At 59.4% G+C, this 13,073-nt stretch carries 14 protein-coding genes; 10 read left to right on the top strand and 4 right to left on the bottom strand.

The window, feature by feature from the left end; translation table 11 throughout:
- Window positions 1–39 precede the first annotated feature (39 nt).
- Genes B5E60_RS06640 through B5E60_RS06625 form a run of 4 tightly spaced genes read left to right on the top strand, consistent with a single transcriptional unit; the run spans window position 40 to window position 3,684 of the window.
- Window positions 40–1,605, top strand: coding sequence for an acyl-CoA carboxylase subunit beta (locus tag B5E60_RS06640; protein WP_087310671.1), 1,566 nt, complete (start codon window positions 40–42; stop codon window positions 1,603–1,605).
- A 20-nt stretch (window positions 1,606–1,625) separates the two neighbouring features.
- On the top strand, window positions 1,626–1,970 hold the full coding sequence (locus tag B5E60_RS06635) for an OadG family protein (protein ID WP_087310560.1): 345 nt from the start codon (window positions 1,626–1,628) through the stop codon (window positions 1,968–1,970).
- Window positions 1,971–2,006: 36 nt separating this feature from the next.
- Entirely contained in the window at window positions 2,007–2,468 is a 462-nt protein-coding gene (locus B5E60_RS06630; RefSeq protein WP_087310558.1) for an acetyl-CoA carboxylase biotin carboxyl carrier protein, read from the top strand.
- A 4-nt stretch (window positions 2,469–2,472) separates the two neighbouring features.
- Window positions 2,473–3,684, top strand: a complete 1,212-nt coding sequence (locus tag B5E60_RS06625; RefSeq protein ID WP_087310556.1) for a sodium ion-translocating decarboxylase subunit beta — start codon at window positions 2,473–2,475, stop codon at window positions 3,682–3,684.
- Between the two features lie 33 nt (window positions 3,685–3,717).
- Here B5E60_RS06625 and B5E60_RS06620 read toward each other — a convergent pair whose 3' ends face one another.
- The 3 genes from B5E60_RS06620 to B5E60_RS06610 all read right to left on the bottom strand — a co-directional run bounded on the left by B5E60_RS06620 (window position 3,718) and on the right by B5E60_RS06610 (window position 5,429).
- Window positions 3,718–4,536, bottom strand: a complete 819-nt coding sequence (locus B5E60_RS06620; RefSeq protein ID WP_087310554.1) for an alpha/beta fold hydrolase — start codon at window positions 4,534–4,536, stop codon at window positions 3,718–3,720.
- A gap of 219 nt (window positions 4,537–4,755) precedes the next feature.
- The gene (locus B5E60_RS06615; protein WP_143260686.1) at window positions 4,756–5,154 is read right to left on the bottom strand and encodes a DUF6232 family protein; all 399 of its coding nucleotides are present in this window, start codon (window positions 5,152–5,154) and stop codon (window positions 4,756–4,758) included.
- A 14-nt stretch (window positions 5,155–5,168) separates the two neighbouring features.
- The gene (locus B5E60_RS06610) at window positions 5,169–5,429 is read right to left on the bottom strand and encodes a hypothetical protein (RefSeq protein ID WP_087310550.1); all 261 of its coding nucleotides are present in this window, start codon (window positions 5,427–5,429) and stop codon (window positions 5,169–5,171) included.
- A gap of 134 nt (window positions 5,430–5,563) precedes the next feature.
- Between B5E60_RS06610 and B5E60_RS14375 the strand changes: the two genes are divergently transcribed.
- The 5 genes from B5E60_RS14375 (at window position 5,564) to tsf (ending at window position 9,018) form a co-directional block, all read left to right on the top strand.
- A complete protein-coding gene (locus tag B5E60_RS14375; RefSeq protein WP_087310548.1) occupies window positions 5,564–5,782 on the top strand; it encodes a helix-turn-helix domain-containing protein in 219 nt (72 codons plus the stop codon).
- A 446-nt stretch (window positions 5,783–6,228) separates the two neighbouring features.
- Window positions 6,229–6,684 carry a 50S ribosomal protein L13 gene (gene rplM, locus B5E60_RS06600; protein WP_087310546.1) on the top strand — a complete coding sequence of 152 codons (456 nt, stop codon included), beginning with the start codon at window positions 6,229–6,231 and terminating at the stop codon, window positions 6,682–6,684.
- 5 nt (window positions 6,685–6,689) lie between these two features.
- A complete protein-coding gene (rpsI, locus tag B5E60_RS06595; RefSeq protein WP_087261539.1) occupies window positions 6,690–7,076 on the top strand; it encodes a 30S ribosomal protein S9 in 387 nt (128 codons plus the stop codon).
- 176 nt (window positions 7,077–7,252) lie between these two features.
- Window positions 7,253–8,149 (top strand): 30S ribosomal protein S2, encoded by an 897-nt coding sequence (gene rpsB, locus B5E60_RS06590; protein WP_087310544.1) that lies wholly within the window; start codon window positions 7,253–7,255, stop codon window positions 8,147–8,149.
- 38 nt (window positions 8,150–8,187) lie between these two features.
- Window positions 8,188–9,018 carry a translation elongation factor Ts gene (tsf, locus tag B5E60_RS06585; protein WP_087310542.1) on the top strand — a complete coding sequence of 277 codons (831 nt, stop codon included), beginning with the start codon at window positions 8,188–8,190 and terminating at the stop codon, window positions 9,016–9,018.
- 88 nt (window positions 9,019–9,106) lie between these two features.
- Here the strand turns inward: tsf and B5E60_RS06580 are convergent, their stop codons facing one another.
- Window positions 9,107–12,256, bottom strand: a complete 3,150-nt coding sequence (locus tag B5E60_RS06580) for a UvrD-helicase domain-containing protein (protein WP_087310540.1) — start codon at window positions 12,254–12,256, stop codon at window positions 9,107–9,109.
- A 94-nt stretch (window positions 12,257–12,350) separates the two neighbouring features.
- On the opposite strand from B5E60_RS06580, the gene B5E60_RS06575 reads away from it, so the two are divergent.
- The gene (locus tag B5E60_RS06575) at window positions 12,351–13,055 is read left to right on the top strand and encodes a GIN domain-containing protein (RefSeq protein WP_087310538.1); all 705 of its coding nucleotides are present in this window, start codon (window positions 12,351–12,353) and stop codon (window positions 13,053–13,055) included.
- Window positions 13,056–13,073: the final 18 nt, after the last annotated feature.

Below are 13,073 nucleotides of genomic sequence, written 5' to 3'. Positions count from 1 at the left end.
TGTAAGGCGGAACCCTCCCGGACGGACAATATCAACATTATGAGCCAAATTCAGGAAAAGATCAACCAACTGATCGAGAACCGCGAGACGGCCCGCATGGGCGGCGGCCAGAAGGCAATCGACAAACAGCACGACAAGGGCAAGTATACGGCCCGCGAGCGTATCCAGATGCTTCTCGACGAGGGTTCGTTCGAGGAGTTCGACATGTTCGTGACGCACCGCTGCTACGACTTCGGCATGGAGAAGAAGCACTTCTTCGGCGACGGCGTGGTGACCGGTTACGGTACGATCGACGGACGCCTGGTCTATGTCTTCGCTCAGGACTTCACGGTGACGGCAGGTTCGCTCTCGCTGTCGATGTCCGACAAGATCTGCAAGGTCATGGACATGGCCATGCGCAACGGTGCCCCGTGCATCGGCATGAACGACTCGGGCGGCGCCCGTATCCAGGAGGGTGTCAACGCCCTGGCCGGCTATGCCAACATCTTCCAGCGCAACGTGATGGCTTCGGGTGTCATCCCGCAGATCTCGGCCATCTTCGGCCCGTGCGCCGGCGGTGCGGTCTACTCGCCCGCGCTGACCGACTTCATCATCATGAAGAAGGAGACCTCGAACATGTTCCTCACGGGCCCGAAGGTCGTCAAGACCGTCACGGGCGAGAACGTCACGCAGGAGGAGCTGGGCGGTGCCACGATGCACACCACCAAATCGGGCGTGGCCCAGTTTGCCGTCGACACCGAGGAGGAGGGTATCGAGCTGATCAAGAAGCTGATCTCCTACATGCCGCAGAACAACATGGAGGATGCCCCGCTGGCCGTCTGCACGGACAAGATCACCCGTCTGGAGGACTCGCTCAACGAGATCATCCCCGACAGCGCCAACAAGCCCTATGACATGGCCGAAGTGATCCGCGCCATCGTCGACAACGGCGAGTATCTGGAGTCGGCTGCCGGTTATGCCAAGAACATCATCACGTGCTTCGCCCGCTTCAACGGCCAGTCGGTCGGCATCATCGCCAACCAGCCGAAGTTCATGGCCGGCGTGCTCGATATCAACGCCAGCCGCAAGGCCGCACGTTTCGTGCGCTTCTGCGACGCGTTCAACATTCCGCTGGTGACGCTCGTTGACGTGCCGGGCTTCCTGCCGGGTACGACCCAGGAGTACGGCGGCGTGATCACGCACGGCGCCAAGCTGCTGTTCGCCTACTGCGAGGCTACGGTGCCGAAGATTACCGTCACGCTGCGCAAGGCCTACGGTGGCGCCTACATCGTGATGTCGTCGAAGCACATCCGCGGCGATATCAACTACGCATGGCCTACGGCCGAGATCGCGGTGATGGGTGCGAGCGGTGCCGTCGAGGTGCTCTACGGCAAGGAGCTCAAGGAGCTGGCCGACAAACCCGAGGAGAAGGCCGCCTTCATCGCCGAGAAGGAGAAGGAGTACAACGACAAGTTCTCGAATCCGTACAACGCCGCCCGCTACGGCTATATCGACGATGTGATCGAGCCGCGCAACACGCGTTTCCGCATCATCCGCGCCCTGCAGTCGCTGGCTACCAAACGCCTGCAGAACCCGCCCAAGAAGCACTCGAACATTCCACTGTAACCCTGTAAAACGCAGAAATCATGATATTTCAAGCTGTAAACTGGGGTTGGTCCGAAATCCTGTGGGTCTCGCTCATCGGCTTTGCGCTGGTGTTCGTGCTGCTGGTGGCGCTGATCTTCATCATGAAGGGCTTCGGAGCCTGCTTCCGCTCGCGGACGACGACGCTCCCGGGCAAACCGGCCATCGCCCCTCAGCCGATGATCAGCCAGGAGGAGATCGCGGCCATCGCCACGGCGATGAAGATCTACCGCAGCGCCCTGCACGATCGCGAATCGGAGGTTCTGACCATCCTCAGCATCAAGCGGGCCTATTCGCCCTGGAATTCGAAAATTCACGGTTTAACCCAGCTTCCCGACCGGAAATAGCACTTTTCGTTGGAGCAGGACAATTCAGAAACAACAATGAAAGATTATTCACTGAAAATCAACGGACATAGTTATAACGTCCAGATCGACGACGCCAACGAGGACTCGACGGTAGCCCATGTAATGGTCAACGGTGTGGACTACGAAGTGGAGATCGAAGGCGCCAAGTCGGTCAAGGTCTCCAAACCGCAGGTGGCCCCGGCACCGAAGTCGGCCAACAGCGGCATGATCATGCCGTCGACGGCCACGCCGTCGCCGCGTCTGGCTGCCGTACCGCCCTCGTCGGGCTACAGCGTCAAGAGCCCGCTGCCGGGTACGGTGCTGGGTGTGCAGGTCGCCGTGGGTGACACGATCACCAGGGGTCAGACGCTGGTGGTCCTCGAGGCCATGAAGATGGAGAACAACATCGACGCCGATCGTGGCGGAGTGGTCAAACAGATCCTTGTTCAGCAGGGAGCCACGGTCATGGAAGGTGATACGTTACTTGTAATCGAATAGCCTTATGTGGACTGCACTGACATCCGGCTCCAATTTCGTATTGGAGAGTCTGGAGACCTTTGCCGAATCGACGGGCGTGGCAGCGCTCTTCACGAACATGGGGTGGGGCAACGTGGTGATGATTCTGATCGCCTTCGTGCTGCTCTACCTGGCCATCAAGCACAAGTTCGAGCCGCTGCTGCTCCTGACGATCGCCTTCGGTATGCTGCTCACGAACCTTCCGGGCGCGAACATGTACCACTCCGAGCTCTTTGCCGGCGGCCATGTTCACTGGGACATCTTCGTGGCAAATGCCGGACTGCTTGACTACCTCTATCTGGGTGTGAAACTGGGTATCTATCCCTGTCTGATCTTCCTCGGGGTGGGCGCCATGACGGATTTCGGTCCGCTGATCGCCAACCCGAAGAGCTTCCTCCTGGGAGCTGCCGCCCAGCTGGGTATCTTCACGACCTTCATCGGGGCCTATGCCCTGGGCTTCACGCCCGAGCAGGCCGCCTCGATCGGTATCATCGGAGGTGCCGACGGCCCGACGTCGATCTATCTGACGGCCATTCTGGCCCCCGAACTGCTGGGCCCGATCGCCGTGGCTGCCTACTCGTACATGGCCCTCGTGCCGGTGATCCAGCCGCCGATCATGCGCCTGCTCACCACCGAGAAGGAGCGTAAGATCAAGATGCGCCAGCTGCGCCCCGTGTCCAAGACCGAGAAGATCATCTTCCCGCTGATCATCACGGTGATCATCGCGTTGCTGCTGCCGTCGGCCGCTCCGCTGGTTGGCTGCCTGATGCTGGGCAATCTGATGAAGGAGTGCGGTGTGGTGGATCGTCTGTCGAAGACCGTCCAGAACGAGCTGATGAACACGGTGGTGATCTTCCTGGCAGTCACGGTGGGTGCCACGGCCACGGCCGAGACCTTCATCAACCTCCGTACGCTGGGCATCCTGGTGCTGGGCGTGCTCGCCTTCGCCATGGGTACGGCCGGAGGCGTTCTGCTGGCCAAGGTGATGAACCTCTTCGCAAAGGAGGGCAACAAGATCAACCCGCTGATCGGGTCGGCCGGCGTATCGGCCGTTCCGATGGCCGCCCGCGTATCGCAGACCGAGGGTCAGAAGGCCGATCCTTCGAACTTCCTGCTGATGCACGCCATGGGTCCGAATGTGGCCGGTGTGGTTGGTTCGGCCGTCGTGGCCGGTATTCTGCTGGCGTTCCTGGCATAGGGATCCGCCTTGAAAATGAATCCGGGGCCGATGTCAAGGACGTCGGCCCCGGATTTTTTTATCCGCTGCAAGGTCTTCCAGAAAGGATTGCGTGACGGCATTGAACGCCTCGCTTCGGTCGATGTTGCAGACGTGCCCGGCTTCGGGCAGGATGCAGAGGTAGGAGTTGCGGTGGTGTTTGCGGAGCCGGATCCGCACCTGCGAGAGGAAGATGTAGTCGTTCTCGCCCATGATGTAGAGAGTCGGAATCCCTGTTTCCGCGGAATAGATGCAGAGCCGTTGTCCCAGGTTGCGGTTGAGCGTCATCCAGTTCAGAAATTCATCGTGGGTGATGCGCAGCGCATTGGTGATGAAGAGCTGCCGGGAGGTTCGCTGTGCGGGGCTGGGCATGATCAGGTGGGCATAGAACTTGTAAAGCATCATGTAGGGGATGATGCGTTTGCAGAGGTTGGCGGCTTGTGACAGCAGGCGGATGCGGGTGTTGAGTTTGAGAATCGCTCCGGCGAGGATCATCGAACGCACGTAGTCCGGGTTGTGCTCGGCGATTTCGCGGATGATGATCGTGCCGATCGACAATCCGATGAAGTGGCATCGTTTCAACGACAGGGCGTCCAGAACCTCGATGACGTCGGCAGCCAGTTCCGTGAAGGTGTACTCTTCGCGTCGTTGCGGGTCTCGCAACGGCTGCCCGACCGACAGTCCGTGTCCGCGCAGGTCGATCAGCAGCAGGTTGTAGCGGGGAGCGAAGGCGCGGATCTGCCGGAACCAGACGTTCGAACTGCCGCCGGCACCGTGGATAAAAACGATCCATTGGTCGGATGCGGGAGCGTATATGGTTTGGTGGTGCAGCATGGGACGGTTTCGGCGGCAGTTTCGGCAGGTGTGGGGTGGCGGGGTGCGGATCGTTCGGAGCAAGTGTTGCGGGATGGCGGGGAATGTATGGATTGTTCGGGACTCCGGACGCGCTTCAACCGCCTTTTTTGCGGTGCCGGATCTTTTCGGGCGAGGGACTGTTCCGTTTGGAGGTTGTGCCGGCAGGGTCCGGGACCATGTGGTGTCGTGTCGGTTGGGTCAGCGCTCCTTGTTGCGCTGCGGGGGCCCGTCCTGTTCCCGCAGCATGGCGAGGATCCGGTCGCGGAGCTCTTCCAGTTGTTTCCGGTCGGTCGTGATGAGAACCTTGGAGGTCCCGAACGGTTGTCCGATGCGCAGGGCATAGCGCCGGCGGATCGCCCCTGCGACGGCAAACTCCACGGCGGCGCATACGGCGAAAAAGAGCGTTGCGTCGGGATATGCGTCGTGGAACAGAAGGGCCGTTACCGTACAGCATACGGCACAAAGGATCAGCAGTTGCCGCAACAGCGGGCGCGACTGTTTCACGACATCGACGAAACGTATTTCGTCGATGCGGAAATACATTTCGTCGATGGTCAGTGAATGACCGCAACGTCGGATTCGGGGATGCTGTTCCATCGGACTTCGGGGGATCAGTTTTTTCCGGCGAGCAGTTTTTTGTTGTAGCTGCTCACGGCGATCAGGCTCCATACGGCGCAGATCAGGTGCGTGACGATCAGCCCGAGTCCGAGGGTGAAGATGGCGACGGCGATCTCGACGACGATCATGATGATGGCGCCGATGATCGAGGCATAGAAGAGCCCGAGCGATCCGAAGAGGAGCGTGAGGATGATCCCGATTCCCTGGCTTTTGGGGCTGCGCGTGATGACGACATTCGTTTGATTTTGACTCATGATGTTTGTTTTTTAAGGTTGATGAAAATCTGTCAAAAGGGGCTTTGTCGTTTCCCGATGCAAATGTAGAACGAAAAAACGAAAATGACAAATATGTCAGCGATAAAAATAGTGTTTTTTTGTCTCTTTGCAGAATGAAACAGGTGCGTAATCAGGAGCTTCTTTTGAAGATTGCTTTGAAAATAAAGCAATTGCGGGAAGAGAAGGGTGTCTCCCAGGAGATTATGTACATGGATACGCAGATTCATGTAGCCCGGATCGAGACGGCAAAGGTGAATATCTCTGTCAGCACGCTCGATGCGATCTGTCGTTATTTCGGGATATCCATGGAGGAGTTTTTCCGTTCGTTCTGACGTCGGGCTTTTGGGAACTTCCGCCTGGTCGGACAATCCCATCTTCATCTGCCCGGGCCTTCTCATGCGTCTGGGTTTCTTCCGGAGGCGTTTCGTGATTTCTTGCCTGCGTCAGTCTTTTCAGGCTCTCTTTATGGCCGGTACGACCGTCTCCAAGGCCATCGCCAATTCTGGCCGTGCTGCTGTCCGGTCCGTATTGCCGTGTGTCGCCGACCTGTTTGGCGGTACTCTCTCGCTGGTTCCGTTTCCGGGACATTCCGATGCTTTTGCCGCTTTTCCGCCCTCTTTTCCCGGATGGGGGCGGTGCTCCCCGGGTCGGAAAATCCCCGGAATGAAAAATATTTGCGAAATGATTTTCAACCTGTTTTGCAGATCCAAAACTTTTTTGTACCTTTGCGCACCCGCAGAGTGCGGGAAACGGATTACAATAAGTTAAATTAAACGTAATGGATTCTTTAAGTTACAAGACTATCTCGGCCAACGCCTCGACCGTCACCAAGGAGTGGGTGGTGATCGACGCTACGAACGAGGTACTGGGACGTCTTGCATCGCAGGTCGCGAAGATCCTCCGAGGCAAGAACAAGCCCTGCTACACGCCCCACGTGGATTGTGGTGACTACGTCATCATCATCAACGCGGAGAAGGTGAAGCTGACGGGCAAGAAGATGACCGACAAGGTCTACACACGCCACACCGGATATCCCGGCGGCCAGCGCTACGCTACGCCTGCCGACTATCTGGCCAAAAAACCGACGTTCCTCATCGAGAAGGCCGTCAAGGGAATGCTTCCCAAGAACCGCCTGGGTGAGAAACTGCTCACGAACCTGAAGGTTTATGTCGGCCCGGAGCACCCGCACGCCGCCCAGAACCCGAAGAGTGTAAAATTAAACGAGATTAAGTAAGAGTTATGGAAGTTGTAAACACCGTAGGTCGTCGTAAGGCCGCTGTGGCTCGCGTATTCGTGAAGCCGGGTAAGGGTCAGATTACAATCAACCACAAGGAACTCGCCGTCTATTTCCCGCTCGAGATTCTCCAGTTCCAGGTAAAGCAGCCGCTGCTGGCTACCAACACTGCCGAGAGCTATGACATCACGATCAACCTCGATGGTGGTGGCATCAAGGGACAGGCCGAGGCCGCTCGTCTGGGTATCGCACGTGCACTGTGCGAGATCGATGCCGAGATGCGTCCGGTGCTGAAGAAGGCCGGCTTCCTGACGCGTGACCCGCGTGAGGTTGAGCGTAAGAAGCCCGGACAGCCCGGAGCACGTCGCAAGTTCCAGTTCAGCAAGCGTTAATCGCACGACCGGAATTTCGGCAACGCACGGTGTCGGTTTTCAAATCGGAGGGACTGCCTGTATTATATATGTATTACCTTTCGGTTGCCGCACCGCGGAAAACTCCCGGGATCGGGAATCCCGCTACCCGGAGTTGAAGAAAAGAGAATTAGAATCAACAAACGAAACGAATTAAAATGTCACGTACAGATTTTAATACATTACTGGAAGCCGGCGCGCACTTCGGTCACCTGAAGCGCAAATGGAACCCCAAAATGGCTCCTTACATCTTCATGGAGAAGAACGGCATCCACATCATCGACCTGCACAAGACGGTGCTGAAAGTCGATGAGGCAGCCGCAGCGCTGAAGCAGATCGCCAAGAGCGGTCGCCGCGTGCTGTTCGTTGCCACGAAAAAACAGGCCAAGGAGATTGTTGCCGAAAAGGTGGCAGCCGTTGGAATGCCCTACGTCACGGAGCGTTGGGCCGGCGGTATGCTTACGAACTTCCCCACCATACGCAAAGCCGTCAAGAAAATGGCCACCATCGACAAGATGACCAACGACGGCACGTTCGATAACTTCTCGAAGCGCGAGAAGCTCCAGATCGCCCGTCAGCGTGCGAAGCTGGAGAAGAACCTCGGTTCGATTGCCGACCTGACGCGTCTGCCGGCCGCTCTGTTCGTCGTTGACGTACAGAAGGAGGCCAACGCCGTGAAGGAGGCCAAGCGACTGAGCATCCCCGTGTTTGCAATCGTAGATACTTGTTGTGATCCGACCGACATTGATTACGTTATCCCTGCAAACGACGATGCAACGAAGTCCATCGCGGTGATCGTAGACGCCATGTGCGCCGCCATTGCCGAGGGCACCGAGGAGCGCAAGCTCGAGAAGGAGAAGGAGGCCCAGGAGGCTGAGGCCGAGGGCGCCAAGAAAGAGGGCAAACCCCGCATCAAGAAGGCCGTGAAGGCTTCGATTGACGCCGAGGAGGCTGCCGTAGCCGACGTGGTGGCAACCGTTGAGACTCCCTACGAGGAGCCCAGGACGGAGGCTGCACCCGCCGCTGAGGAGGCTGCCGCCGAGAAGGCAGAGTAATCATTGCAAGTAGAAACAGAAAAAAAGCAATAAAGACTATGGAAATCAAAGCTGCTGATGTAATGAAGCTGCGCAAGATGACCGGCGCCGGCATGATGGACTGCAAGAAAGCCCTGATCGAGGCCGAAGGTGACTATGCGCGGGCTCAGGACATTATCCGCGAGAAGGGCAAGCTCGTCGTTGCGAAGCGTGCCGACCGCACGGCATCGGAAGGTGTTGTCGTAACGAAGATCGTGGGCCAGAAGGCATACATGCTCTGCCTGGCATGCGAGACGGACTTCGTAGCCCAGAATGCCGAGTATACGGCATCGGCCGAGGCCATGCTCGAGGTAGCCGTTGCTGCGGATGCTGCAGATCGCGACGCCCTGCTGGCTGCCAAGAACGCCGAGGGTCACACCGTCGAGGAGATGGTGACCGAGAAGTCGGGTCAGACGGGCGAGAAGATCGAACTGGCTTACTACGCTCGCATCGAGGCTCCCTACTGCGCCGCCTACGTACACTTCAACAAGAAGCTGGGTACGTTGCTGGGCTTCAACAAGGAGGTTCCGGCCGAGGTTGCACACGTCGTAGCCATGCAGGCTACGGCCATGGCTCCGGTATCGATTTCGGAGGCCGACTGCCCGGCCGAGGTTGTCGAGCACGAGCGTAAGATCGCCGTGGAGGCCATGAAGCAGGATCCGAAGAACGCCAACAAGCCGGAGGCCATTCTGGAGAAGATCGCCGAGGGTAAGATGCGCAAGTTCTTCGAGGAGAACACGCTGCTCAACCAGCTGGTTGTTGGCGAGAAGGAGACGATCGCCGACTACATCAAGAAGGCCGACAAGGATGCCACGGTTATCGCTTACAAGCGTTTTGCGCTGGGCGAATAATTCCGCGGATCATTGATAAGAGGCAGACCGGAGTCACCTCCGGTCTGCTTTTTTTGTGCACTCTTCCGGCCCCCCCCCGGCCCCGGGGTTATGCCTCCACCTTTTCGATCTTGCCGAGACGGACGTACCACAGGAATCCCTCCGCGCTGACATATCCCATGTTGTTGAGCAGCCGCAGATATTCGCGGATCTGACGCCGGTAGCGTTCGGCGTCGAGTTCGCCGAACTTGTAGTCGACGACGACGATGCGGCCGTCGCGGGCGATCATGACGCGGTCGGGCCGACGGGTCGAGGCGCTGCCCGGGACGATGATCTCCTGCTCGTTGCGCACGCGCGTCCACTGACCGCCGAACCATTCGTGCACCTCGGGGAGCTTCAGCGCCCGTGCAATGCGCTGCCGCAGGCGGTCGGCCTCCCCGGGCGAGAGCGCGGCATCGCTCTGCATCTGCTCGACGGCGCGGTAGATCCCCTCCTCGTCGTCGGCCATCTCGAAGGCCTTGTGCATTAGAATACCGAAGTCGCGCGGCGAGATGTCGGCCGCAGACTCCTCCTCGAAATAGCGCTGCGAGGGGAGACGGAGCCGCAGATCGGCCTGTGCCGTGGGATACTCCTCAAGGACGAGGTGTTCGACTTCGGCATCGTCCTTTTTGCGGGGTTCGGGGGCTGCAAACTCCCCGAAGAGGTAGTGTTCGCCGGTCTCGTCCGTTGTGTAGAGCCCCTCCAGATCGCCGACCCGGGCCTTTCCCTCCTCGACGTGCAGGCTCTTGAGCAGCAGATTGCCGACCGTATTGACACTCTGCCGTGGGATGAAGACGTGGAGCGATTCGGCGGCCCGGGTGAGGGCCACGTAGAGCAGATTGATGTTGTCGACGTGCGAGTAGACCTGTTCGCGGTAGAATTCGGACGAGAACGCCGAGTCGGCCATACTCTTGCGGTAGCGGACGGGGAACTGTCCGATCTTTTCGGCTTCGCCCTGACGGGCCTCGGCCCAGACGATGTTCTGAATCGTGCCGCTCGATTTGGGGTCGAGCGCCCACGAGCAGTAGGGGATCACGACAGCGGGTTTTTCGAGCCCCTTGGCCTTGTGGATGGTGGTGATCTCGATGGTCGAGAGGCTCTCGTCGACACTCAGCGAGCGTCCGGAGCCCGTCTCGTCCCACCAGCGCAGAAAAAGGGCGATATCGGCGATCTTCGACGAGCAGAAGGCGATGATCTGTTCGTGAATGGCCTGCAGATAGGCCGTCTGGCGGTGTTCGTGCCGGAGGTTGAACTTCATGACGATGCGTTCGAAGGCCTCTTCGGGCGAGAGCAGCCGGATCGAGCGGAAGAATTCGCGCTCCGGGTCGCTCAGCGGAGCGTCGAACGGCCGCCCGAGGTAGTGGTTGAAGAGGGCCCGCGAGAGCGACTCGTCGGGATTCAGCGCCAGCCGCAGCGTTGCGGCGATGAACGAACTGATCGGGGCGTTTCCGATCACGAGCGCCTCCTGGGTCATCACGTCGAAGCGGTAGCGGGGATCCTGATTCTGCTGTTTGAATTCGAGCAGTTCGGCGGCGACGCGACCTCCGTCGGTGGCACCTCGGACGAGAATCATGATGTCGCAGGGGCGGAATCCGCGGTCGAGCAGCTGGCAGATGCGTTCGACGACGGGCGGTTTCCCGTCGTAGGTCTCCACGCTGACATATCCCGGATGGCAGCACTTGCGGCGTGGCGTCTGGGCCTGTTGGCGGTAGGCGTTGGCGAGGGTGTCGCGCAGTGCGTCGGCCTCGTCGCGGGAGATGGCGCCGGCCTCGGCGGCGGTCTGCAGGCCGGTGTTAAGCGCGAGGTTGTCGTTGCGGACGATCTCGTCGATGACGCCGTTGTTGAATTTCACGATGTCGGGCAGACTGCGCCAGTTCTCCTTCAGCACCACGACCTCGGTGTTGTTCGGACCGAGGGCCTGCCGGGCTCGGTCGTGGAGGATGCGCCAGTCGCCGCCGCGCCAGCGGTAGATCGACTGCTTGATGTCGCCGACGATCAGCACCGAGCACTTTTCGGACTGCGCCATGGCGTTTTGCAGCAGCGGGAGGAAGTTTTCCCACTCCTTGACCGACGTATCCTGAAATTCGTCGATCATGAAGCGGTCATAGCGATTCCCGACCTTTTCGTAGATGAACGGGGCGTCGTTGTGGTCGATGAATTCCGAGAGGAGGTATTTGGTTTCGGAGAGGAGCATGAGGTTCTGCTCCTCGCAGATCTTCTGGACGCGGGCATAGAGGTCGGCCAGCAGGGCGAAGCTGCGGAAGTTCTCACGCAGCAGGCTGCAGGTGTTCCAGATCCGGCGGTTGGCGTCGTACAGGTCGCGCATGCGGGCGAGCAGCGGTTGCAGCTGCGGGGCGAGGTTGCGTGACGGGGAGTCGCTTTTCCCCCATTTTGACAGGTCGTCGGCGGCCTCGCGGGCACGCGAACCGCAGCCGTCGACGGCGCCGTCGGCCGCGGTGAAGAACCAGCGGGCGAATCCGGCCTTCTTGTAGGGGAAGTCGTCGACGGAGAGTCCGGCCCGTGAGATGATTCCGACGGCGCGGGCGGCCGTTTCGCGGATCTCCTTTTTCGAGGCTTCGGACCGGGCCGTGATGCGGCCGACGATGCGTTCGAGCTCCTCGCGCGAGGGGGCGCGGTTGAGTGCCGACTTGTTTTTCTCCTTGAAGATCTCGCCGGCCAGGGCCAGGATGCCGTCGCGGACGTCCCATTTGAGCCCCTCGTCGATGCGCTCCTGCACGAAGGAGGTGAGCCAGCGCTGCAGATCGCCATCGACGGTGATTTGCTCGATCAGGGCGTCGGCGCTTTTCGAGAGGATGGACGAGGTTTCGATCTCGACGTTGTAGTTCAGGTCGATGCCCAGCTCCTTGATGAAGGCGCGCAGGATGCGCTGAAAGAAGGTGTCGATGGTCAGCACGGTGAATCGCGAGTAGTCGTGGAGGATCTTCGCCTGGGCCGAGGCGGCGCGTTTGCGCACGGTGCGTTCGTCGAGCGAGAGTTCGTCGCAGAGATTCCGCAGGTAGTTGCTTTCCTCTCCTGCGGCCAGATGGTGAATCTCTTTCAGGATGCGGGATTTCATCTCCTCGGTGGCCTTGTTGGTGAAGGTCACGGCGAGGATGTGACGATAGAGTTCGGGCTCTTCGATGACGTCGTGGACATATTTGTAGGCCAGCTGATAGGTCTTTCCGGACCCGGCGCTGGCGTTCAGGATCTTCGCTCTCACTGTTCGGAATTTCGTTTTGGATAGGTAAAAATACGAAACAAAACCCGAAATTCGCAAGAAATTCGTAAATTAGCGGAACAAAACAGACCGAGTCATGAAAAAAATGTTTTTGACGCTGCTGACCTTGTGTCTCTTGGGTGTGATGCAGGCGCAGACGACTACCACCGACGGGCCGCAACGCGAGTGGCTCACGTCGTTTACGGCCGTGGAGGTTGCGGCACCGATCGACGTGCGCTTCATCCGGGTTCCGGACGACCAGGCTCCGAAGATCATCTACGACACGAAGGGGGCCTATACGACGCGTTTCCGGTTTGAGGTCCGCGACCGGGTGCTGACCATCGCCGAGCGTCCCGATGCGCGGCGTGCGGAGCGTACGGAGGTTTCGGTGTATTACAACTCGCTGGAGCGGATCGCCATTGCGGATGCACGGGCGACGTTCGACAGCACGCTTGTGGCCACGACGCTCGACCTGACGGTCGGAGGGCTGGCCCGCGTGGAGGCCAGTCTCGACGTCAAGGATCTCAAGCTCGAACTCACGGGCAAAAGCCACACTTCGCTGAGCGGCGAGGCGCGTTACGTATCGCTCTATCTGTCGTCGGGGACGCTCGAAGCCGGGCAGCTCGAGGTGATGTCGGCCGAAGCGAACGTCATCGGTTCGGGGTCGGCCTCGCTGTGGGTGACCGACCGCTTCGAGGGGAGTACCTCGACGGGCGGCAAGATCGCCTACCGGGGCAATCCGACCGTCATCCGCGGGGGTGAGAAGTTCATGGGCGGCGACATCACCCGCATCGGCGAGTAGCCCTCGCTGCGCAATAAT

This window comes from Alistipes sp. An116, from assembly GCF_002161005.1.
Lineage (GTDB): Bacteria > Bacteroidota > Bacteroidia > Bacteroidales > Rikenellaceae > Alistipes > Alistipes megaguti.
Note: the sequence above shows the minus strand (reverse complement) of the source record. Positions and strands in the feature narration are given on the sequence as shown.